The sequence below is a fragment of the Pseudomonas sp. PAMC 29040 genome, assembly GCF_003994535.1.
GTDB lineage: Bacteria > Pseudomonadota > Gammaproteobacteria > Pseudomonadales > Pseudomonadaceae > Aquipseudomonas > Aquipseudomonas paraversuta.
Genome location: NZ_RZAA01000005.1, coordinates 291,411 through 314,282, shown reverse-complemented (window position 1 = coordinate 314,282; position 22,872 = coordinate 291,411). Strand labels below are relative to the sequence as shown.

The following is a 22,872-nucleotide window of genomic DNA, read 5'->3' as shown; positions in this document are numbered from 1 at the left end:
GAACACTCACAATTCGATGCCTTTCTGGGCTTTGATCCCGGACTGGAAGGCATGTTTGATCACACCCATTTCGGTCACGGTATCGGCCAGGTCTATCAGTTCAGGTTTAGCGCCGCGTCCGGTGACCAATACATGCTGCATCGGCGGACGGGCTTGCAGGTCGCTCAACACTTGCTCGAGGTCGAGATAGCCGTGCTTGAGCGCAATATTCAGTTCATCCAGCACCACCAGACCGATGGAGGGGTCGCGCAGCATCTCGCGGGATACTTCCCACGCAGCCTCGGCCGCGGCGATATCACGCTGGCGATCCTGGGTTTCCCAGGTAAAGCCTTCACCCATCACGTGGTAACGCACCTGTTCCGGGAAACGGCGGAAGAAAATCTCTTCGCCGGTGCTGTTGCGACCCTTGATGAATTGCACCACACCGCACTGCATGCCGTGGCCCATGGCCCGTGCCAGCATGCCAAAGGCCGAACTGCTTTTGCCTTTACCGTTGCCGGTCAGTACCAGCAGCAGCCCGCACTCGTTAGGGGCGCTGGCAATGCGCTCATCCATTACGGCTTTTTTGCGCAGCATGCGCGCCTGGTGACGTTCGTCGCGTTCGGGGGATTCGTTCATGGCAGCTCTCCGTTGGGGCTCAATCATGCAAACGGGAGGCGGGGGACATTGCAACAAAAAGCACACCATCGCCCGCCGCGAGGTGTTGGATGGATCAGGCCGGTCTCCGGGCTCACAAGCGGGATACTCCAGACGGAGCAACCCTGACCACGCGTCTTCCCGTGCAAAAACACAGTGACATCGAGCGCAGCCTTTACTCATTTACCGTTGCGGGGGCAGCGCCGGGATCAAAGCGGTTGTGTGGATCAAACACGCCCTCACCGGCTTCCCTGTTTCACCCTGTCGACCTTTGGCCACAGAGCACCTGAAACAAGCCGCGAAGGTTAGAGGGTTGGGGGTGGAGCGTCAATTAAAGCCGGCAGCAACGACTTGAACCTTTGAGCAGCTACGCTCCTCTATGACTGACAAGCCCAAGAACTGATGGAGATCTTCATGCTCAAGCGCCAGCACGCCATTGTCATCGTACTTGCAGCAGGGTTGGCCGCCTGTGGCGAGAGTTCGACCCTGCAAGTGGTGGATGGCACCGGCCCTTCACCCAAGCTGCCGGAACCGAACAAGACGCTGATTCCGACAGTCAACATCGCACCGGCCATAGGCTGGCCCGAGGGCACTACGCCGACTGCCGCCCAGGGACTGAAAGTGGCAGCCTTCGCCGAAGGCCTCGACCACCCCCGCTGGCTCTACGTGCTACCCAATGGTGATGTACTGGTGGCAGAAACCAATGCACCGCCCAAGCCGGATGACAGCAAGGGCATCCGCGGCTGGGTAATGGAGAAAGTCATGGGCCGGGCCGGGGCCGCAGTCCCCAGCGCCAACAGAATCACGCTGCTGCGCGACAGCAACCATGACGGCGTGGCAGAAACCCGCACGGTTTTTATCGACAAGCTCAACTCCCCGTTCGGCATGACCCTGGTGGGCAATGATCTGTATGTCGCAGACGCCGACAAACTGCTGCGCTTCCCCTATCAGGCCGGCGAGCAATCCATCAGCGCCCCGCCTACCAAGGTCGTCGACCTGCCCGGCGGCCCGTTGAACCACCACTGGACCAAAAACGTCATCGCCAGCCCGGATGGCAAAAAACTCTATGTCAGCGTGGGTTCCAACAGCAACGTGGGCGAAAACGGCCTGGACAAAGAGCAAGGCCGCGCCGCGATCTGGGAAGTGGACCCGGCTACTGGCAGCCACCGTATTTTCGCTTCGGGCCTGCGCAACCCCAACGGCATGGACTGGGAGCCAAAATCAGGAAAACTCTGGACTGCGGTTAACGAACGCGACGAAATCGGCAGCGATCTGGTGCCTGACTACATCACCTCGGTACAGGATGGCGGCTTCTATGGCTGGCCTTTCAGCTACTACGGGCAACACGTGGATACACGGGTTAATCCACAAAACCCGGAGCTAGTAGCCAAAGCCATTGCGCCGGACTATGCCGTGGGCCCGCATACGGCATCCCTGGGGCTCAGTTTTGCGACAAACAGCAAGCTGCCCAACTTTACCGAGGGCGCATTTATTGGCCAGCACGGCTCCTGGAACCGCAAACCCCACAGTGGCTATAAAGTGATTTTCGTGCCGTTCACTGAAGGCAAACCTGCCGGCATGCCGGTGGACGTGCTGACCGGTTTTCTCAATGCCGATGAGAAAGCCATGGGCCGCCCGGTAGGGGTAGTGATTGATAAACAGGGGGATCTGCTGGTTGCCGATGATGTTGGCAACAAGATCTGGCGGGTGTCCGGGAAATAAACTGCAGGAGCGAGCCGCTCAAGGGCTCGCTCCTACTGGTTCGGCTTTGGCTTACGGGTTGTGGGCCAGATGCTGCTCGGTCGGCAGTACACGCTTGGCCTCCAGATAGGCTTTCTGCCAGTAGGCCTTGTTCAGGCTGTCCAGCTTGACCGTGCCGCCTGTTGCAGGCGCATGCACGAAGCGGCCCTCGCCGACATAAATCCCGGCATGACTGACCCGGGAACCACCACTGGTAGCGAAAAACAGCAAGTCACCGGTTTGCAGCTTGTCTTTGCCAACACTCTGCACCCGCATCACGATCATCTCGCGAGTGGTACGGGGCAAGGAAATACCTGCGGCATCGTTGTAGACGTACTTGATCAAACCACTGCAATCAAAACCGGAATCCGGGGTATTACCGCCCCAGCGATAAGGCGTACCGACCAGCCCCAGGGCACGGAACAGCACATCCGCAGCAATCGGCGAAGCGTCTTCAGGGGAGTTGGAAAACACCACCTGCTTTTGCACCACGGGGGCTGGCGGGGGGTGGCTGGCGCAGGCACTGAGCAGTGCTGCTAGAGTCAGAAGGGCAACGCGGGCCATGGTCGACATAAACAGAATGTTCCTGATTCTGGATACGGCTACTGGGGCCGCGAAACCCGAAACCGCGACAGGGGGCACCTTCGCGGCTTCAGGAATTAACTATGCGACTGAATTCTAGACCTTAGAGGCCAAACTTCAAGTAAGACTTTAACTTTACTTGCGCGCTACAACGTTTGTAGGCGCCATCGCCAATGCACGCTTGGCTTCCATAAAGGTCTTGTTCCAGTAGGTATCGCCCAGGCTGTCGATCCGCACACCACCGCTACGGCGGCTGCTGGAGTGAATAAACTGGTCATCGCCCAGGTAAATCCCGGCATGGCTGACACGACCGCGACCATTGGTGCTGAAGAACAGCAAGTCACCCGGTTTGAGGTTGTTTCGCGCGACCAACGGTGCTTTTACGTTGATCATTTCCCGCGTTGAACGGGGCAGTTGCATGCCCGCTTCTTCTTTGAACAGGTAGCCGATGAACCCGCTGCAATCAAAGCCTGCCTCAGAGGTGCCGCCAAAACGGTAACGGGTACCGATCAAGGACATGCCACGCTCAAGAATGCTGTCAGCCAGGGCTGGCAGTTCATAAGGCTTGCTGTTGGCGGAAAATTGGGCCAGTTCTTTTTCAGTCGCCAGTTCTTCCTGATAAACAGCGGAAGCCTGGGACGCTGATGGCTTTTGAACCTGTTGTTGCACAACTTGCTGTGACACTGGTGTGTGTGCAGCGCAGCCGAACAACAGGGTAACGAGTGCGAGGGGCACGAGGGGTGCGAAGCGCTTTAGCATGGGCACGACCGTGGCTTGAAAGAAAAGTAGCCGCGACTATGCCTTCTATGATCCTCATTTGCAAATTCAATCGATCTAAATGTGACCTGAGCGTTTTGTCATGACATCTAAGGCTTTACACCCCTGACAATCGATTTTGTGCGCGCAGCCCTCTGCCACGCAGGTTTTCTGACGCCTGGATATTGTCAGCAGCCCTGCAGGCAATCATGACAAGGCGTGGACGAACGAGGGCGAGTTACCAGCCGAGGGTTTCTTTCAGGAAGGGGATGGTCAGCTTGCGTTGCGCTTGCAGGGACGCCTGATCAAGCCGCTCCAGCAGATCAAACAGCGCGCTCATGCTGCGGGTACCGCGGGTGAGGATAAAATGCCCCACCTCGTCGGTCAGGTGCAGGCCGCGACGGGATGCACGCAATTGCAAGGCGCGCAATTTGTCTTCATCGGACAGGGGGCGCATCTGGAAAACCAGAGCCATGGTCAGACGTGACTTGAGATCGGCCAGCTTGATCGGCAACTCACGGGGCGATGCCGAAGCTGCAATCAACAGGCGGCGCCCGCTGTCGCGCAGACGATTGAACAGGTGAAACAGCGCTTCTTCCCAATCAGCACGTCCGGCCACCGCCTGCAGGTCGTCCAGGCAGACCAGCTCGTACTGTTCAAGGTTATCGAGGATTTCAATCCCGCGATCCTGCAACTCGGCCAGCGGCAGATAGACTGCCGGCTCCCCCATCTGTTCAAAGCGCAGGCATGCCGCCTGTAGCAAGTGCGTACGGCCTACGCCCTGCTTGCCCCAAAGATAGATCAGGCTTTCTGTCCAGCCGGCGTCGGCTTCGCACAGACGCTCGACATAGCCTAGTGCAGCGGCATTGGCGCCTGGATAGTAGTTTATGAAGGTAGCGTCATCACGCAGACGCACACCTAGGGGCAGCTGAATCGGTTTCATGCTGACTGAACAGTTCAAACGAACCGTTAGTGGCCTCTGTGTAAAGTTTGCAAAGTTTATACCCGTGTAGCCGGGCGCACAATGTAACAGACCACGAACAAAATCAAAGGTTTGCGTTAAGGTCTTGGATTGAATGAGCTTTATCTCATGGATCGGCAAAATCACGGGGCAAGAAAAAAGGCCGGTTCATTGCAGAATGAACCGGCCTTCGTCAAACCCTCACACCGTTACAGCTGAGGGTCCTCATCGCCTTTGTATACCTGGGAGTCCTTGTACGCATCCTGCACATGGCGCACCAGCACCATGATCACGGCCGCCACCGGCAGCGCCAGCAACACCCCGGTGAAACCGAACAGCTCGCCACCGGCCAGAATGGCAAAGATCACCGCTACCGGGTGCAGGCCGATCCGGTCTCCCACCAGTAATGGCGTCAGCACCATGCCTTCCAGCGCCTGCCCGACCATGAACACCGCCACGATGCCGAGCATCGGGTACAGGTCACCGCCGAACTGGAACAGGCCTGCGGTCAACGCCGCGCCGATCCCGATGATAAAGCCCATGTAGGGCACGATGGCCGCCAGACCTGCCATCAGTCCAATCAACAGCCCCAGCTCAAGCCCGACCAGCATCAGCCCGGCCGAGTAGATAACCCCCAGCGCCAGCATCACCAGCAACTGACCGCGAACAAACGCACCTAGTACGTCGTGACATTCTTTGGCCAGGGACACAATCCGCTCTTCACTGTCACGCGGCAGCAAATTGCGGATTTTTTCCAGCAAGATGTTCCAGTCCCGCAACAGGTAAAACGCCACCACCGGAATCAGCACCAGATTCGCCAGAAAGCCTACCAGCGCCAGACTTGAAGCGGTCGCCTTGGACAACACCACCCCGACGATGTCGCCGGCCTGCCCCACGTGCTCGGTGATCGCCGCCTTGATCTTGTCAAACTGCCAGAAACCGTCACTCAACCCGAACTTGGCCTGTACCCAGGGCATGGCCGTGTGCTGCAGCCAATCCAGCACCAGAGGTGCCAATTGATAGAGTTTCAGCAACTGCTTGGCCAGCAACGGCACCAACACCAGGAGCAGAGTCATGAAAATGACGGTGAACAGCGCGAAAACCGTGACGACGCCCCAGGTTCTTGAAAAACCGTACTTTTCAAGACGATCAACCACAGGGTCGAACATGTAGGCCAGAACGATCGCGACCAGAAACGGCGTGAGTATTGGATGCAAAAAATACACGAACAAGGCCGCTGCAAACGCTACGCCCCACCATACCCAACGCCGCGAATCTGCCATGAACTACCCATCCTTTATATAGAAGAAAAAAACCTACCAGCGAAACCGTAACTGCACGCCCGGCGCATCAGTTGCGCCCTGCGCCTGATCAGCAGTCACTTCATGCAACTGGGCCAGGCCCAGCTGTGAGCGCAACTGTTCGGCACTACCGTTGACCTGATAAACAATGCGGTCACCCTCGACGCTTTTGAGCTGACCACCAAACGGCTCGAGCAAACGCCCCAACTGCGCGTAACGCTCCAGCGTCATGCCCTGCACCTGCAGCAACTGCTCAGTGGAAATACCGGGCTTGACTGCATAGCGCGGGGCCAGCCGCTGACTCACGGCCAGCATCACCGCATCAGCCAGAGCGGCCTGATCGGACGCTTCAGCAGTGCCTTGTTCTTGCTGATCGCCAACCCATAGACGCCACTTGGCGCTCCACTTGCCATCATCCTCACGGGCATGCACGGCCAGCAATGCATCTGCGCCGTAACGCTCGGAAGCATCCTTCAAGGGGGCCGGGTTACTGCCCTCGAGATTTTCCGCAGTTCCGACCAGTTGCTCACTCAAGTCCGCCAACGGCAGGCGCAGCGGCAAGCCGCGGTGTTGCGCCGCGAGCCGCAAAGGTCCGGCAGCCGACTGGCCATCACCGACCAGGCTCGATCCGTCAACCGAATCATTCAACCACCAGCCGAGCAGCGCCGGACGGTTGGTGCCCCACAGCGACAATCCGGCCTGGCGCAGAGCCCGGTCAGTGCTCACAGGATCGAAGTCAACTTGCAGGATTTCGGGCGGGCCCGCGTCATAACCGTATTGGCTGATGATTTGCTGCGGGTCTTTGCGAATCGCTTCCAGTGCCGGGTTCTGTACAGCCTTGGCATCGCCCGTGAGGCGCAAAACCAGGGTTTCCAGGGCTTTTTGCGTGGCTTGGGTACGTTCTTCTGGAGTTTGACTGGAGACCGGTTCCCGAACTTGATACAGACCGGTCAGAATTTCGGCGTGACTGGCCAGGCTAAAAAATGACAAACAGCCCACAGCTAAAAATTGATGAAAGCGCATGAAAAATTCCCGACGGCAAAAGACACTATAAAAGCCGTATAAAAACACTCGACAAGGCTTCAGACAGGGCCGCAGCCGAATCATTCACCCCAACCCAGCAGTTTTCATTCGGTATAACAAATAGAAACCAGACATCTATACCTTATACAGGCCCGGGCACAGACCCTAATACGACTAAAAAAGGTTTTTTTCGACAGATATAACCCTGCCTGTCGGCCCGAGGATGGCCGCTGCCCTTCAAGCCTGATAAAATCGCGCGCCTTCGCAGACCGGCAACAGCCGGGCGCCATGTAAATGCTCCGTTCAATACCTGAGCACGTGCAAGCCAGCCCTCTGAACTCGGTCGATACCCCCGAATCCCCCCTAAAGGCCTGGATTATGAGCAAGCAACCATCCCTGAGCTACAAAGACGCCGGTGTAGACATCGACGCCGGTGAAGCATTGGTCGAACGCATCAAGAGCGTGGCCAAGCGCACTGCACGCCCGGAAGTGATGGGCGGCCTCGGCGGTTTTGGCGCCCTCTGCGAAATTCCGGCTGGCTACAAGCAGCCTGTTCTGGTTTCCGGCACCGACGGTGTAGGTACCAAGCTGCGCCTGGCACTGAACCTGAACAAACACGACAGCATCGGCATCGACCTGGTTGCAATGTGCGTTAACGACCTGATCGTGTGCGGCGCAGAGCCACTGTTCTTCCTCGATTACTACGCCACCGGCAAGCTCAACGTAGAAACCGCGACCCAGGTGGTTACCGGTATCGGCGCTGGCTGTGAACTGTCCGGCTGCTCGCTGGTAGGCGGCGAAACCGCTGAAATGCCGGGCATGTACGAAGGCGAAGACTACGACCTGGCCGGTTTCTGCGTTGGCGTTGTAGAGAAGTCCGAAATCATCGACGGCTCCCGGGTTGCTGCCGGTGATGCCCTGCTCGCCCTGCCATCTTCGGGCCCGCACTCCAACGGTTACTCGCTGATCCGCAAGATCATCGAAGTGTCCGGTGCCGACATCGAAAACATCCAGCTCGACGGCAAGCCGCTGACCGATCTGCTGATGGCTCCGACCCGCATCTACGTCAAGCCGCTGCTCAAGCTGATCAAAGACACCGGCGTTGTCAAAGCCATGGCCCACATCACCGGTGGCGGCCTGCTCGACAACATCCCGCGCGTTCTGCCAAAAGGCGCTCAGGCGGTAGTTGATGTTGCCAGCTGGCAGCGCCCGGCGGTATTCGACTGGTTGCAGGAAAAAGGCAACGTGGCCGAAACCGAAATGCATCGCGTGCTGAACTGCGGCGTAGGCATGGTGATCTGCGTAGCCCAGGCCGACGTAGAGACCGCCCTGAACGTACTGCGTGAAGCTGGCGAGCAGCCATGGGTGATCGGCCATATCGAAACGGCCGCCGAAGGCGCGCCACAAGTTGAGCTGCAAAACCTCAAGGCGCACTAATGCCTGACACCTGTGATGTAGTGGTGCTGCTTTCCGGCACCGGCAGCAACTTGCAGGCCTTGATCGACAGCAATGACATCAAGGACAGCCCGGCTAAAATTCGCGCGGTGATTTCCAACCGCGCAGATGCCTACGGCCTGCAACGCGCCAAAGACGCAGGTATCGATACCTGCGTACTGGATCACAAAGCATTCGAGGGCCGCGAGGCCTTCGATGCTGCACTGATCGAAGTCATTGACACTTTCAAACCGCAACTGGTGGTTCTGGCCGGATTCATGCGCATTCTCAGCGCAGACTTCGTACGCCACTATCAGGGTCGCCTGCTCAATATCCACCCCTCGTTGCTGCCCAAATACAAAGGCTTGCATACCCATCAGCGCGCGCTGGAGGCGGGTGATCGCGAGCACGGCTGCAGCGTGCACTTTGTAACCGAGGAACTCGATGGCGGGCCTCTGGTCGTACAGGCAGTAGTGCCGGTAAAGTCCGACGACTCGCCACACAGTCTGGCGCAACGGGTTCATACCCAGGAACACCGGATTTATCCGCTTGCAGTGCGCTGGTTTGCCGAAGGTCGTTTGGCACTTGACGAGCAAGGCGCATTATTAGACGGTCAATTACTTGCGGCCAGCGGCCACTTGATACGAACCTAGGAGACATTATGCGTCGTGCCCTGCTCCTCGCCCTCAGCCTGCTGACTATTCCAGCAGTGCAGGCGGCCGATCTTCAGCCTTTCAACGCCAGCTACACCGCAGACTGGAAACAGTTGCCAATGAGCGGTTCTGCCGAGCGTAGCCTGACTAAAAACAGCGACGGCAACTGGACCTTGAACTTCAAGGCCTCGATGCTGGTGGCCAGTCTGAACGAAGAAAGCACCCTCAAGCTGGAAAAAGACAAGCCGGTTCCGCTGACCTACCACTTCGAACGTGGAGGTCTGGGCAAGGCCAAGAACATCGATCTCAATTTCGACTGGTCCGACATGACCGTCACCGGCACCGACAATAAAGAGCCGGTGAACGTGAAGTTGCTGACCGGCATGCTCGACAAGTCCACCTACCAACTGGCCCTGCAGCGCGATGTGGCTGCGGGCAAAAAGTCGATGAGCTATCAGGTGGTCGATGGCAACGATGTTGATACCTATGACTTCCGCGTCATCGGCCCGGAAGTGGTCGAGACCAAAGCCGGCAAGGTAGACGCGATCAAGGTCGAACGTGTTCGCGACCCGTCCCAGAACAAGCGCATCACTGAAATGTGGTTCGCCAAGAACTGGGATGGTCTGCTGGTAAAACTGCGTCAGGTCGAAAAAGACGGCAAGGAATACAACATCATGCTGCTGGACGGCACGGTGAATGGCAAAACAGTCAAGGGCAACTAAGCGGCAAGCCCTGAGCTGCAAGCTGTAAGACAAAACCTCGCTTCGGCGAGGTTTTTTCGTTTCTGAACCTCATATCTGAGTGCAAAGCGCTATCCCCGCAGGAGCCGCCTCTCCTGCCATCAGAAAGCCTTCCAACATGAAACATTTGTCATAAAACTATTGGATCATTTCGTAAACACCCCGTAGTTAAAGGGCTGCAGCGATATGACGTTTTTAACAACATGACAGCATGACAATTGGCTATTTACTTAGGAAGCTAACAAATTCTATAAAGAAGACCTGCGACGCCTTGCCGCAGATCCCCATCAGAATTTGGAGCAAGCAGATGACTATCAAAGTAACTGAACGCGACGATTCACGTATGTTCCACCAGCTTGTGGCCCACGGTATTCACCTGTGGGACGTGCATCAGGAAGACGTACTGGTTGGTATGTTCCACCGCGAAAGCGACGCTCAAAGCTACAAGGCTGAGCTGGAAAAGCTGGAAGCGCAGAAACATCAGGCATGAGTCACTAAAACCACAGACTTGAAAAACACAAACCCCGCCGAAGCGGGGTTTGTCGTATCCGGGGCAATCAACACCTGCAGGAGCGAGCTCGCTCCTGCGGGGTTACCACATCAGGTCGTCCGGAATCTGATAAGCCGCGTACGGATCGTCTTCTTCCGGCGTCTTCGACTCCACCAGGATGTTGAGCTGGACAATACGGCGCGGGTCGCGCTCCTGGATCTTCAGTGCGGCCTCACGGGGAATCACTTCGTAACCACCCTGGTGCTGCACAATTGCCAGCGAACCATTGGCCAGCTTGTTGCGCATCAAGGTGTTGACCGACAGGCGCTTGACCTTCTTGTCGTCAACGAAGTTGTAATAGTCCTCGGTGGTCAGCTTGGGCAGACGCGATACTTCGATCAGTTGCTTGATCTGCGCCGCGCGGGCCTTTTGCTCGACCTTTTCCTGTTGCTGACGATTGAGCTCCTGGTCGCGCTTGACCTTTTCGGCCTTGGCTTCGGCAGCCAGACGCTGCTGAGTATCGTCCTGCTCAATCTGGCCTTTGTGTACCAGGCGTTGCTGCTTTTGCTTTTCTTTGCCGGCCTGTTTGGCCTGCTTCTCGTTGACCAGTCCGGCTTTGAGCAACTGGTCGCGTAGGGAAATGCTCATCTACTTACTCACTTAGGCAAACTCAGCCGCAGCTGGGTAAATTCTTTTCCTGACGCTTGGCTTCGCCCCACAGGGCGTCCAAGTCTTCAAGGGTGCAATCTTCAATGGGACGCAGGGTATCGCGCAATGCCTGCTCAATAAACCGGAAACGTCGGTCAAATTTAGCATTGGCACCGCGCAAGGCTGTTTCGGGATCAACTTTAAGGTGCCGGGCGAGGTTTACCACTGAAAACAGCAGGTCTCCAATCTCATCATGGATCGCCACCGAATCGTTATCCGCCATGGCCTCCAGCACTTCGTCCAGCTCTTCACGAACCTTGTCCAGTACCGGCAAAGCAGCAGGCCAGTCAAACCCGACCTGAGCCGCGCGCTTTTGTAACTTGGCGGCCCGGGACAAGGCCGGCAAGGCCACAGGCACGTCATCGAGCAACGACAACTGCTCGGGTGCCGCAGACTTTTCTGCTCGCTCCTGGGCCTTGATCTCATCCCAGCGCACCTTGACCTGCTCTTCGCTCAGGCGCGGCACATCCAGCGGCGCATACAGATCGCCAGTCGGGAATACATGGGGATGACGACGAATCAGCTTGCGGGTAATGCTGTCGATCACCCCGGCGAATTCAAACCGCCCTTCTTCGCGGGCCAGTTGGCTGTAATACACCACCTGAAACAGCAGATCGCCCAGTTCGCCCTGTAAATGCTCGAAGTCGCTGCGCTCAATGGCATCAGCCACTTCGTAGGCTTCTTCGAGGGTATAGGGCACGATCGTGGCGTAGGTTTGCTTGATATCCCACGGGCAGCCGTACTGCGGATCCCGCAGTCGGGTCATCAAAAACAGCAAATCGTCCAAGGTATGCATCAGGATCCTTCAGTTTTTTAGCGGCAAGCTGCAAGAGAAAACCAAGACAGACCGCGCCCGGCTTTAACTTGCTGCTTGCTGCTCAAAGCTCGCCGCTAGCGTGGCTCGCTGCGCCCTATGCGGCGGGTTTCGATGATGTTCGGCAGCTGCGAAATCCGCCCCAGCAAACGCCCCAATGCATCCAGCCCCGGGATCTCGATGGTCAAGGACATCAACGCCGTGTTGTTCTCCTTGTTCGAGCGGGTGTTGACCGCCAGCACGTTGATCCGCTCATTGAGCAGCACCTGGGACACGTCACGCAACAATCCCGAACGGTCGTAGGCACGGATCTCGATATCGACCGGATAGGTCGAGACCGGGATCGGCCCCCAATTGACCTGAATGATCCGCTCTGGCTCACGACTGCCCAGTTGCAGCACCGAGGCGCAGTCCTGACGGTGAATGCTCACACCACGACCCTGGGTGATGTAGCCGACAATCGCATCGCCCGGCAGTGGCTGGCAGCATCCGGCCATTTGGGTCAGCAGGTTGCCCACGCCCTCGATCTGGATATCTCCACGCTTGCCCGGCTTGTAGCCGGTGGCCTTGCGGGGAATGAGCTCCATCTGCTCGTTGCCGCGCTCCGGCTCCACCAGCTGTTGCGCCAGGTTGATCAGTTGCGCCAACCGCAGATCGCCGGCACCGAGGGCCGCGTACATGTCCTCGGCGGTTCGCATGTTGGCTTTGTCAGCGAGCTTCTCGTAGTCCACACCCGGCAAGCCCAAACGGCTCAGCTCGCGCTCGAGCAAGGTTTTACCGGCGGCAACGTTCTGGTCGCGGGCCTGCAACTTGTACCAGTGAACGATCTTGGCCCGCGCCCGGGACGTGGTGATGTAGCCCAGGTTCGGGTTCAGCCAGTCGCGGCTCGGCGTGCCGTGCTTGCTGGTGATGATCTCGACTTGCTCACCCGTTTGCAGGGTGTAGTTGAGCGGCACGATGCGCCCGTTGATCTTGGCGCCACGGCAGTTGTGGCCGATCTCGGTATGCACCCGATAAGCGAAGTCCAGCGGAGTGGAGCCTTTGGGCAAGTCGATCGCATGACCGTCAGGGGTGAAGATATAAACCCGGTCCGGCTCGATATCGACCCGCAGCTGCTCGGCAAGGCCGCCAATGTCTCCCAGCTCTTCGTGCCATTCCAGCACCTGACGCAACCACGAAATTTTCTCTTCGTACTGGTTGGACCCGGCTTTTACGTCGGTGCCCTTGTAACGCCAGTGTGCGCAAACCCCCAGTTCCGCTTCTTCGTGCATGGCGTGGGTGCGGATCTGAACTTCCAGCACCTTGCCTTCAGGCCCGATCACCGCAGTGTGCAGCGAGCGGTAGCCGTTTTCTTTGGGGTTGGCGATGTAATCGTCGAACTCTTTGGGAATGTGTCGCCACAACGTGTGGACGATACCCAGCGCGGTATAGCAGTCGCGCATCTCCGGGACCAGAACCCGGACCGCACGCACGTCGTAGATCTGGCTGAAGGCCAGGCCCTTGCGCTGCATTTTGCGCCAGATGGAATAGATATGTTTGGCCCGGCCGCTGATATCGGCGTCAACCCCGGTGGCCACCAGTTCAGTGCGCAACTGGTTCATCACGTCACTGATAAAGCGCTCGCGATCAAGCCGGCGCTCATGCAGCAAAGTGGCAATCTGTTTGTACTGTTCAGGCTCGAGGTAGCGGAAGGACAAGTCCTCCAGTTCCCACTTGATATGGCCGATACCCAGACGGTGTGCCAGCGGCGCGTAAATATCGAACACTTCGCGGGCAACCCGGTTGCGCTTTTCATCCGGCGCATTCTTGACCGCACGAATGGCGCAGGTACGCTCGGCCAGCTTGATCAGTGCCACACGCACGTCATCGACCATGGCGACCAGCATCTTGCGCAGGTTTTCGACCTGGCCCTGGGTGCCCAGCACCATGGACTGACGGGGACTGAGACTGGCGCTGATGGCCGCCATGCGCAGCACGCCATCAATCAGTTTGGCCACCACCGGACCAAAGCGCTGACTGACGGCAGGCAACTGCACCTGCCCTTCGCGAACACAGCGGTAAAGAATCGCTGCCACCAGAGAGTCTTGATCCAGCTTGAGATCAGCGAGAATCTCGGCGATTTCCAAACCGGTGCGAAAGCTCGACATGCCTTCGGCCCACAGGTTTTTAGCCGCATTGGCCTGCTGTTCCGCCTCACGCGCAAACTCGCACGCTTCCTTCAAGGCTTCACGGTCCAGCGCCGCATCGACACTCACCGCGTGATCAAGCCATGCCTCGAGGTTGAGACTGCCGTCGGTGTTGATCGGCTGGTGTGCTCTGACCTGTACCATCTTGCTTACCTTCCCTACGACACAGATTCAATGTGTCAAAATCACCGCCCCTAATACCAACCACGCGCTGCAGGGCTCAGCAGCACGGGGTTGCGGGCCAGTTGAAATAGACAGACGTCCTAGTCTGCTTCAAATAACGCCATCGCCTCGACATGCGCTGTTTGCGGGAACATATCGAGGATTGCGGCACGTTTTAACCGATAACCCTGCTTCATCAACTCAAGGGTGTCGCGCGCCAGCGTTGCCGGGTTGCACGACACATACACCAAACGTTTGGCTCCCAGCCCCGCCAGTTTGCGCACCACTTCATAAGCCCCGTCACGCGGCGGGTCGAGCAGTACGGCGGCAAAGCCCTCTTTGGCCCAGGCTGCGTCGTCCAGCGGCTGCGACAAGTCCGCCTGGAAAAACGCTGCATTATTCAGCTTGTTACTGACCGCGTTTTGCGCGGCGCGTTCGACCATGGTCGCAACACCTTCGACAGCCACCACCTCGCGCACGTGGCTCGCCAGCGGTAATGCGAAGTTACCCAGCCCACAGAACAAGTCAAGAACCCGTTCATCAGCTTGCGGAGCAAGCCACGCTAATGCTTGGGACACCATCGCTTCGTTGACGCCGGCGTTGACCTGAACAAAATCGCCCGGGCGATAGGCCAACTCCAGATTCCACGTCTGCAAACGGTAGCCCAGGTTCTGGTTCACATCGACCGGCTGTGGCCCGGCGTCGCCATGCAGCCACAGCTGGGCGTCATGGGTGAGGCAAAATGCTTGTAAAACCTGCATGTCGGCATCGTTAAGCGGTGCCATATGACGCAGCAACACGGCAATCGCCGAACCGCTGAACAGTTCGACATGCCCCAAAGCCTTGGGATTGCTCAGTTGACGCAACATGGCAGGCAACCCGGCCATGATAGGTTGCAATGCCTGTACCAACACCAAACAGTGATCGATGGCCACGATGTCCTGACTGCCGGCAGCGCGGAAACCGACCTCCAGGTGCTTGGCCCGCGCATCCCAGCGCACGGCAATGCGTGCCCGGCGGCGATAGCCAAACTCGGGGCCGGTCAGCGGCGGCGCCCACTCCTGAGGTTCGACACCGGCCACGCGGGACAGTTGCTCGGCGAGCATGCGCTGTTTAAGTGCAAGCTGCTCTTCATGGGGCAAGTGTTGCAGGCTGCAACCACCGCATTTACCTGCATGGGCACAAGGGGCCACGCGCCGTACGTCGCTGGCCTTGAACACGCGCTCGGTGCGCGCTTCGACGACTTTACCGTGCGCCCCCAGAACCCGTGCTTCTACTTCCTCTGCGGCCAGGGCGCCCGAGACAAACCAGGTACGCCCTTCTACAAAGGCTATGCCACGGCCATCGTTGGCCAGACGCTCGATGTTCAAACGCTGTTTTTTGCCCACAGGCACTTGCGCAGCCTTGGTACCGCCAGCTGGCTGGAAGCGCAGCCCTCTTTCTTGCTTAGCCATCAGTTCGGCTCATCGTAAATGCCGGTCGACAGATAACGATCGCCCCGGTCGCAAATGATCGCGACCATCACCGCATTTTCGACTTCCTGGGACAAGCGCAGCATCGCTGCCACTGCCCCGCCTGAAGACACACCGCAGAAAATGCCTTCTTCCCGGGCCAGGCGACGCGTCACGTCTTCGGCTTCGCGCTGGGCCATGTCGACGATCCGGTCAACCCGGTCGGCCTGATAAATCTTGGGCAGATACTCATGTGGCCAACGACGGATGCCCGGAATGGCGGCGCCCTCCATCGGCTGCAAACCGACGATCTGCACGTTCGGGTTTTGCTCTTTGAGATAGCGCGAAACGCCCATGATGGTGCCGGTGGTACCCATCGAACTGATGAAGTGGGTGATCGTACCCTGGGTCTGGCGCCAGATTTCCGGGCCGGTGCTGGTGTAATGCGCCTCGGGGTTATCACCGTTGGCGAACTGATCGAGCACCTTGCCACGGCCTTCGGCCTGCATCTTGTCGGCCAGATCGCGGGCCCCTTCCATGCCCTCTTCCTGGCTGACCAGAATCAGCTCGGCGCCATAGGCGGTCATGGCGGCCTTGCGCTCGGCACTGGAATTGTCGGGCATGATCAGGATCATCTTGTAGCCCTTGATCGCGGCAGCCATCGCCAGCGCAATCCCGGTATTGCCCGAGGTGGCTTCAATCAAGGTATCGCCGGCCTGGATCTGGCCGCGGTTTTCGGCGCGGCTGATCATCGACAGAGCCGGGCGATCCTTGACCGAACCCGCAGGGTTATTCCCTTCGAGCTTGAGCAACAAGGTATTGGTGGTGTCTCCCGCCAGGCGCTGCAAGCGCACCAGCGGGGTGTTGCCGACGCAATCGGCGATAGTTGGGTACTGCAATATCATGGCGTATTCGCAATCCAGACCGCGGGGCCGCACATCATACCGACAAACGCCCACAGCCCATATCACGCAAAGTACGGTGCTTATGGCGAAAGGCTATAAGCCTCCCGGGCAAACACTGCAAACCCGGTGGCAGACGGCTTGCCTGTGAGGTGAACAACCCGGGCTGGAAAACCCCCAGCGCCGGCAAGCCCCCACAAGTAATTAGGACTGCCCGGAACTGGCCGGTAACCGGATATGCACCCGCAAGCCCGGCCCGACATTTTCCGCCCACAAACTGCCGCCCTGCAGCCGCAGCGCATTGCGCGCAATGCTCAAGCCCAGACCAAAGCCACCATCACCCGGGCGTGAACCATCGAGCCGGGTAAAGGGGGCGAAGATCCGTTCCAGCTCTTCAGCCGCCACCCCGCCGCCCTGATCATCGAGCCACAAATGCCACATCTCGCCCTCGCGCTGCCCGTTCAGACTGACAGTACCTTGGGCCGGAGAGTGACGAATGGCATTACGCAGGATGTTCTCCAGGGCCTGGGCCAGGCTGTTCAAATGCCCTCGCACCCAACAATCAGCTTCAACAAAGCAGGGCAACCGCGATTGCGGCCAGCCACTTTCAAAGCCGGCGTTTTCAGTGAGCATCTCCCACAGCGCCTGGATCTGAATGTCTTCCACCGGCAACGGCCCGCGTTCGGCATCCAGCCAGGCCAGTTGCAGGGTGTCTTCGACCAGCCGCTGCATGCCATCAACTTCACGGCCCAGGCGTTCGCGCAGGGCCTCAAGGTCCTGCTCGCTGTCGCAGGCCACCCGCAGCCGACTCAAAGGCGTTCGCAGCTCATGGGACAAGTCGCGCAGCAGTTGTTGCTGCTGGTTGACGGTACTTTGCAGGCGCTCGGACATTTGATCGAATGCCCGCCCCAGGTCCCCCAGCTCGTCCTGACGGCTGGTGGTCTGGCTCGACAGCCTTGTACCCAGCTGATCGGCCCGCCAGGCGCTGGCCTGCTCGCGCAAATGGTTCAGCGGCACGATCAGTAAGCGGTACAGCCCCACACATAGCAGCAACGTGAACAGGCCCGGAATCACACCATTGGTGAGAATGCGCCAGATCAGTTGCGAATGGCCCGGCATAAAGCGCTGGGGCAGTTCAATAATCAGGTACCCCGCAGAACTATCCTTGGGGAACGGCACCTTGATCCACGGCCGGGCCGTTCTGACGTGGCTGATGGGCCAGTCCAGACCGCGCAGAAAGGTCATTCGCTGACTTTCGGTCTCGCTCAACGGATAACTGCTGAGTGCTTGCAGGTCCTGCCCCACCACACCGATCCAGCCCGGTTCCTTGCGCCCCATCTTCTGCAACCACTGGTCGACACCCGCTTGCTGGCCGGTCTCCCAGGCGCGTTCGGCCTCCCCCGCATAGCGCACCAGGGTGCTCTGTGCCAGCTCGGTTAAATAGCCGGTGCGCTTGTCCATGTAGCGGCCCCATGACCAACTGAGCCAGATCATCAACAAACAAAAAGCCACCAGCAAACACGCCAGTTTCCAGAACACCGAATGCTTGCCGGGCACCTTACAGCGCATCGCTGGCACTCAAGACGTACCCCTTGCCCCACACGGTACGCACTTCCCGTGTGTGGTAGCCGATGGTTTTGAGTTTTCGCCGGATCTGGCTGATATGCATGTCCAGGCTGCGGTCGTGGGCCGCATAGCCACGCTGCAGCACCTGTTGATAGAGGAATGCCTTGCTCAGTACTTCATCAGGATTGCGCTGCAGCGTGTCGAGCAAACGGTATTCACTGCGGGTCAGGCCGGCCCATTGCTGGCCATAGCGCACATCGGCAGTTTCTTCATCGACAAACAGCTCGCACTCGCCCGGGGCCCCATCCGCCACCGGTGCCTGGCGCGGCATGCGGTCCAGCGCGACCCGGCGCAGGATGGCCTGAATCCGCACCCGCAATTCGGCCATGCTGAACGGTTTGGGCAAGTAGTCATCGGCTCCCAGCTGAAAGCCGCTGATACGATCCGCCTCGGCCCCCAGGGCGGACATCAGAATCACTGGCAGTGCATGGGTCTGGCGCAATTGCGTGAGCACCTGCAGGCCATTCATGCCCGGCAGCAGGATATCCATCAGCACCACGTCAAACGGTTCTTGCCGGGCACGTGCCAGCCCCTCCTGACCGTTTTGACACCAAACAACCTCAAACCCGCAGCGCAGCAACTGCTCATGCAGGTAGGCGCCCAGTACAGGGTCGTCTTCAATCGCCAACAGGCGGGACGGGCTAACAGCTACGGGATTCATTAGCGTCTGCAAGTAATTCTCAATCATCGATTATTCAATATTGGGCCACCACGAGCAACCGGCACAGGGTCTACAAAGCCTGATCCAGGCCTTGACGACAAATTTTCACGGATTTGCCATGCTTCAAATGGCTACACTGGCACCTGGCCTGCGCCGGACGCTCAGGAAACACTTATAAAAATGTAGGGCTGGAGAGTTGCGTGCTTAAGAACCTGGGTATCAAAGGTCGTGTGTTGTTGCTCACGTTATTGCCCGTCACGCTGATGGCGATGGTACTGGGTGGCTACTTCACGTGGTTGCAGCAGTCAGAGCTGCAAGCGCAACTGTTGCAACGCGGCGAAATGATCGCCGAACAGCTCGCCCCCCTGGCTGCCCCCGCAATGGGCCGCAATGACATTGCCCTGCTGACCCGCATCGCCAACGAAGCCCTGGAACAACAAGATGTAAGGTCCGTGGCATTCCTTGATGCCAACCACGAGCCTCTGGTGCATGCCGGCCCGACCATGATCAACCAGCCGCCACTGGGTTACGGCACCCAACTACAGCAGCGCTCCGACAACGATGCCACACGCTATCTGTTGCCCGTATTTGGTCGTCATCGCAACCTGGCGGGCGATGTAATACCTAACGAAGCCCATCGCCTGCTGGGCTGGGTCGAGCTTGAACTGTCCCATAACAACATGCTGCTGCGCGGCTACCGCAGCCTGTTTGCCAGCTTGATGCTGATTGTCAGCGGACTGGTGTTTACCACGCTGCTGGCATTGCGTTTGAGTCGCACGATCAATGCTCCCCTGGACCGGATCAAACATGCCGTGTCCCAGCTCAAGGACGGCAAGTTGCAAACCCGCTTGCCACCCCTGGGCAGCCACGAGCTGGACGAACTGGCCTCAGGCATCAACCGCATGGCCGAAACCCTGCAAAATGCCCAGGAAGAACTGCAACACAGCGTCGACCAAGCCACCGAGGACGTGCGTCAAAACCTCGAAACCATCGAGATCCAGAACCTGGAGCTCGATCTGGCCCGCAAGGAAGCGCTTGAGGCCAGCCGCATCAAGTCCGAATTTCTGGCCAACATGAGCCACGAAATCCGCACCCCGCTCAATGGCATCCTGGGCTTCACCCACTTGCTGCAAAAAAGCGAGCTGACACCCCGCCAGTACGATTACCTGAGCACCATAGAGAAATCTGCCGACAGCCTGCTGGGCATCATCAACGAGATTCTGGACTTCTCGAAAATCGAAGCCGGCAAGCTGGTACTGGACAGTACCCCGTTCAACCTGCGCGACCTGTTGCAGGACACCTTGACCATCCTTGCCCCGTCAGCCCACGAAAAAAGCCTGGAGCTGGTCAGTCTGGTCTACCGCGACACCCCCCTGTCGCTGATTGGCGATCCGTTACGGCTCAAGCAAATCCTCACCAACCTGGTCAACAACGCCATCAAGTTCACCCGCGAGGGCACGATTGCGGTGCGGGCCATGCTCGAAGATGAAGATGACAATAATGCCGACGGCTGCGTGCAGTTGCGCATCAGCGTGCAAGACACAGGTATCGGCCTGACCAGCCAGGATGTACGGGCACTGTTCCAGGCCTTTAGCCAGGCCGACAATTCCCTGTCACGCCAACCCGGCGGTACTGGCCTGGGACTGGTCATTTCCAAGCGTCTGGTGGAACAGATGGGCGGCGAAATTGGCGTTGAGAGCACCCCCGGCGAAGGCTCGGTGTTCTGGATCAGCGTCAAGCTGCCCAAAGCCCGGGACGATGCTGAAGATTTGCCCGCTGCCCCGCTGCCGGGCCGGCGCGTAGCCTTGCTGGAGAAACACGATCTGGCACGCCAGGCATTGCAGCATCAACTGGAAGACTGCGGACTTGAAGTCACGCCGTTTACCACCCTGGAGAAGCTCACCAATTGCGTGACCGGTGCCCATCAGACGCCTCAGGCCATTGATCTGGCGGTCCTTGGGGTCACGGCCAAAGACATGCCGCCCGAGCGCCTCAACCAGCATATTTGGGACCTCGAACATATGGGCTGCAAAGTCCTGGTGCTGTGCCCGACCACCGAGCAGGTACTGTTCAATACGGCGGTGCCCAATCCCCACAGCCAGTTGCAATCCAAACCTGCCTGCACCCGAAAACTGCGGCGCACCCTGGCCGACCTGATCAACCCGCGACAGGCCCGCACCGAGCCCGGCGAACTGCTGGCCAGCCGTGCACCGCGGATTTTGTGCGTCGATGACAACCCGGCCAACCTGTTGCTGGTGCAAACCCTTCTGGAAGACATGGGGTCCAAGGTAACGGCCGTGGACAGCGGCTATGCCGCCATTGAAGCGGTCAAGAATGAAGCCTTCGACCTGGTGCTGATGGACGTCCAGATGCCCGGCATGGACGGGCGGGAAACCACCGAAGTGGTGCGCCAGTGGGAAACCGGGCAGCACAATGCGCCGCTGCCCATTGTCGCGCTGACGGCCCACGCCATGGCCAACGAAAAACGCGCCCTGCTGCAGAGCGGCATGGACGACTACCTGACCAAACCCATCAGCGAACGGCAGTTGGCGCAAGTGGTGCTGAAGTGGACCGGGCTGGCGTTGCGCAATCAAGTCCAGGACAGCGGCTACGAGCCTGCCCGCCCCAACGCCAAACTACCGATTCTTGATCACGAAGAAGGCCTGCGACTGGCCGCTGGCAAAGCCGATCTGGCTATCGACATGCTGGCCATGCTTCTGGCCTCGCTGGAGGCAGATCGTGAAGCGATCCTGTTGGCGCGCAAGGACCAGGACAACAATGCACTGATCGAACGCGTACACCGTCTGCACGGTGCAACACGTTACTGCGGGGTACCGCAATTGCGTGCCGCCTGCCAGCGCAGCGAAACCCTGCTCAAGCAAGAAAGCCCGCACGCCTACGCCGCCCTCAACGAACTGGACGAGGCCATTATCCGCCTGGCCAAAGAGGCACGCAGTACCGCGTAACCAGGCAAGACCGTCACCACCCCACACACCCCAAGGAAGATCTCATGCGCACGATCCTGTTCAGCAGCCAGACCTACGACCGCGACAGTTTTACTGCCGCCGCGCAACCCGAGGGTCTTGAACTGCACTTTCAACCGGCGCGCCTGAGCCTCGATACTGCGGCCATTGCCCATGATTACGAGGTGGTCTGCCCGTTTATCAACGACGATTTGAGTGCCCCGGTACTGGAGCAACTGGCCGCTGGAGGAACCCGCCTGATCGCCCTGCGCTCGGCCGGCTACAACCATGTCGATCTTGCCGCCGCCAAGCGCCTGGGTTTGAGCGTTGTGCGGGTTCCCGCCTACTCGCCCCATGCTGTGGCCGAACATGCCGTGGCCCTGATCCTGGCGCTTAACCGCCGCCTGCACCGCGCCTACAACCGAACCCGCGAAGGCGACTTCACCCTGCACGGGCTGACCGGCTTTGACCTGGTCGGCAAGACCGTCGGCGTGGTCGGAACCGGCCAGATCGGCGCGACCTTCGGCAAAATCATGGCCGGCTTCGGCTGCAAGCTGCTGTGCTTTGACCCGTATCCAAATGCACAACTGCTGGCACTGGGTGCGCAGTATGTAAGCTTGCCCGAGCTGCTGGCAGGCTCGCATATCATCAGCCTGCACTGCCCGCTGACTGCGGATAACAAGCACCTGATCAACAGCCAGTCGCTGGCGACCCTCAAACATGGCGCCATGCTGATCAATACCGGGCGCGGTGCACTGGTCAACACACCGGCACTGATCGAGGCGCTGAAAAGTGGTCAGTTGGGCTACCTGGGACTGGATGTGTACGAGGAGGAAGCCCAGCTGTTCTTTGAGGACCGCTCCGATTTACCGTTGCAGGATGACGTGCTGGCGCGGCTGCTGACCTTCCCCAACGTGATCATTACTGCGCACCAGGCCTTTCTCACCCGCGAGGCACTCAGCGCGATTGCCGGCACCACACTGGACAACATTGCGGCCTGGAGCAACGGCACGCCACAAAACCTGATCGAAGGTTGAAAGGCCAGACCTCGGCTGCGTGCTAGCATAGCGGCCTATTTGGAGG

At 58.8% G+C, this 22,872-nt stretch carries 20 protein-coding genes and 1 riboswitch; of the genes, 7 read left to right on the top strand and 13 right to left on the bottom strand.

Features of this window, described 5'->3' with window-relative positions:
- Positions 1-6: 6 nt before the first annotated feature.
- The gene (gene cobO, locus WG29040_RS11475) at positions 7-618 is read right to left on the bottom strand and encodes a cob(I)yrinic acid a,c-diamide adenosyltransferase (protein WP_003442773.1); all 612 of its coding nucleotides are present in this window, start codon (positions 616-618) and stop codon (positions 7-9) included.
- 79 nt (positions 619-697) lie between these two features.
- Positions 698-941: riboswitch (cobalamin riboswitch) on the bottom strand.
- Between the two features lie 109 nt (positions 942-1,050).
- On the opposite strand from cobO, the gene WG29040_RS11470 reads away from it, so the two are divergent.
- Positions 1,051-2,358 (top strand): sorbosone dehydrogenase family protein, encoded by a 1,308-nt coding sequence (locus tag WG29040_RS11470; protein WP_037001549.1) that lies wholly within the window; start codon positions 1,051-1,053, stop codon positions 2,356-2,358.
- A 51-nt stretch (positions 2,359-2,409) separates the two neighbouring features.
- Here WG29040_RS11470 and WG29040_RS11465 read toward each other — a convergent pair whose 3' ends face one another.
- From WG29040_RS11465 to WG29040_RS11445, 5 genes are all read right to left on the bottom strand, one after another.
- Entirely contained in the window at positions 2,410-2,949 is a 540-nt protein-coding gene (locus WG29040_RS11465) for a C40 family peptidase (RefSeq protein WP_003442777.1), read from the bottom strand.
- Between the two features lie 144 nt (positions 2,950-3,093).
- Complete coding sequence (locus WG29040_RS11460; protein WP_010655754.1) at positions 3,094-3,717, bottom strand: C40 family peptidase; 624 nt, start codon at positions 3,715-3,717, stop codon at positions 3,094-3,096.
- Positions 3,718-3,952: 235 nt separating this feature from the next.
- On the bottom strand, positions 3,953-4,657 hold the full coding sequence (hda, locus tag WG29040_RS11455) for a DnaA regulatory inactivator Hda (RefSeq protein WP_003442781.1): 705 nt from the start codon (positions 4,655-4,657) through the stop codon (positions 3,953-3,955).
- Between the two features lie 227 nt (positions 4,658-4,884).
- Positions 4,885-5,958 carry an AI-2E family transporter gene (locus WG29040_RS11450; RefSeq protein WP_003442784.1) on the bottom strand — a complete coding sequence of 358 codons (1,074 nt, stop codon included), beginning with the start codon at positions 5,956-5,958 and terminating at the stop codon, positions 4,885-4,887.
- A gap of 33 nt (positions 5,959-5,991) precedes the next feature.
- A complete protein-coding gene (locus WG29040_RS11445) occupies positions 5,992-6,999 on the bottom strand; it encodes a DUF2066 domain-containing protein (protein WP_127196166.1) in 1,008 nt (335 codons plus the stop codon).
- Positions 7,000-7,377: 378 nt separating this feature from the next.
- Between WG29040_RS11445 and purM the strand changes: the two genes are divergently transcribed.
- From purM to WG29040_RS11425, 4 genes are all read left to right on the top strand, one after another.
- The gene (purM, locus tag WG29040_RS11440) at positions 7,378-8,436 is read left to right on the top strand and encodes a phosphoribosylformylglycinamidine cyclo-ligase (RefSeq protein WP_003442788.1); all 1,059 of its coding nucleotides are present in this window, start codon (positions 7,378-7,380) and stop codon (positions 8,434-8,436) included.
- Complete coding sequence (gene purN / locus WG29040_RS11435) at positions 8,436-9,086, top strand: phosphoribosylglycinamide formyltransferase (protein ID WP_003442790.1); 651 nt, start codon at positions 8,436-8,438, stop codon at positions 9,084-9,086. Before purM ends, purN begins: the two co-directional genes overlap by 1 nt.
- A gap of 8 nt (positions 9,087-9,094) precedes the next feature.
- Positions 9,095-9,808: a DUF3108 domain-containing protein gene (locus WG29040_RS11430; protein ID WP_003442792.1), complete on the top strand. Its 714-nt coding sequence runs from the start codon at positions 9,095-9,097 to the stop codon at positions 9,806-9,808.
- A 325-nt stretch (positions 9,809-10,133) separates the two neighbouring features.
- Positions 10,134-10,316, top strand: coding sequence for a hypothetical protein (locus WG29040_RS11425; RefSeq protein ID WP_003442797.1), 183 nt, complete (start codon positions 10,134-10,136; stop codon positions 10,314-10,316).
- A 102-nt stretch (positions 10,317-10,418) separates the two neighbouring features.
- On the opposite strand, the gene WG29040_RS11420 is transcribed toward WG29040_RS11425, so the two are convergent.
- From WG29040_RS11420 to WG29040_RS11390, 7 genes are all read right to left on the bottom strand, one after another.
- Positions 10,419-10,964 carry a DUF2058 domain-containing protein gene (locus WG29040_RS11420; RefSeq protein WP_003442800.1) on the bottom strand — a complete coding sequence of 182 codons (546 nt, stop codon included), beginning with the start codon at positions 10,962-10,964 and terminating at the stop codon, positions 10,419-10,421.
- A 22-nt stretch (positions 10,965-10,986) separates the two neighbouring features.
- Positions 10,987-11,820 (bottom strand): nucleoside triphosphate pyrophosphohydrolase, encoded by an 834-nt coding sequence (gene mazG, locus WG29040_RS11415; RefSeq protein ID WP_003442803.1) that lies wholly within the window; start codon positions 11,818-11,820, stop codon positions 10,987-10,989.
- A 95-nt stretch (positions 11,821-11,915) separates the two neighbouring features.
- On the bottom strand, positions 11,916-14,168 hold the full coding sequence (gene relA / locus WG29040_RS11410) for a GTP diphosphokinase (protein ID WP_003442805.1): 2,253 nt from the start codon (positions 14,166-14,168) through the stop codon (positions 11,916-11,918).
- A gap of 119 nt (positions 14,169-14,287) precedes the next feature.
- Positions 14,288-15,640 (bottom strand): 23S rRNA (uracil(1939)-C(5))-methyltransferase RlmD, encoded by a 1,353-nt coding sequence (gene rlmD, locus WG29040_RS11405; RefSeq protein ID WP_127196165.1) that lies wholly within the window; start codon positions 15,638-15,640, stop codon positions 14,288-14,290.
- Positions 15,640-16,542 (bottom strand): cysteine synthase CysM, encoded by a 903-nt coding sequence (gene cysM / locus WG29040_RS11400; RefSeq protein ID WP_029612294.1) that lies wholly within the window; start codon positions 16,540-16,542, stop codon positions 15,640-15,642. The genes rlmD and cysM overlap by 1 nt, the downstream gene beginning before the upstream one ends.
- A 201-nt stretch (positions 16,543-16,743) precedes the next feature.
- Entirely contained in the window at positions 16,744-18,108 is a 1,365-nt protein-coding gene (locus tag WG29040_RS11395; RefSeq protein ID WP_127196164.1) for a sensor histidine kinase, read from the bottom strand.
- Positions 18,098-18,826 (bottom strand): response regulator transcription factor, encoded by a 729-nt coding sequence (locus WG29040_RS11390; RefSeq protein ID WP_010655749.1) that lies wholly within the window; start codon positions 18,824-18,826, stop codon positions 18,098-18,100. The genes WG29040_RS11395 and WG29040_RS11390 overlap by 11 nt, the downstream gene beginning before the upstream one ends.
- A 200-nt stretch (positions 18,827-19,026) precedes the next feature.
- On the opposite strand from WG29040_RS11390, the gene WG29040_RS11385 reads away from it, so the two are divergent.
- Both WG29040_RS11385 and WG29040_RS11380 read left to right on the top strand, forming a co-directional pair.
- Entirely contained in the window at positions 19,027-21,792 is a 2,766-nt protein-coding gene (locus WG29040_RS11385) for a response regulator (RefSeq protein ID WP_003442820.1), read from the top strand.
- A 44-nt stretch (positions 21,793-21,836) separates the two neighbouring features.
- Positions 21,837-22,826, top strand: coding sequence for a 2-hydroxyacid dehydrogenase (locus tag WG29040_RS11380; RefSeq protein WP_003442823.1), 990 nt, complete (start codon positions 21,837-21,839; stop codon positions 22,824-22,826).
- The last annotated feature ends 46 nt before the right edge of the window (positions 22,827-22,872 follow it).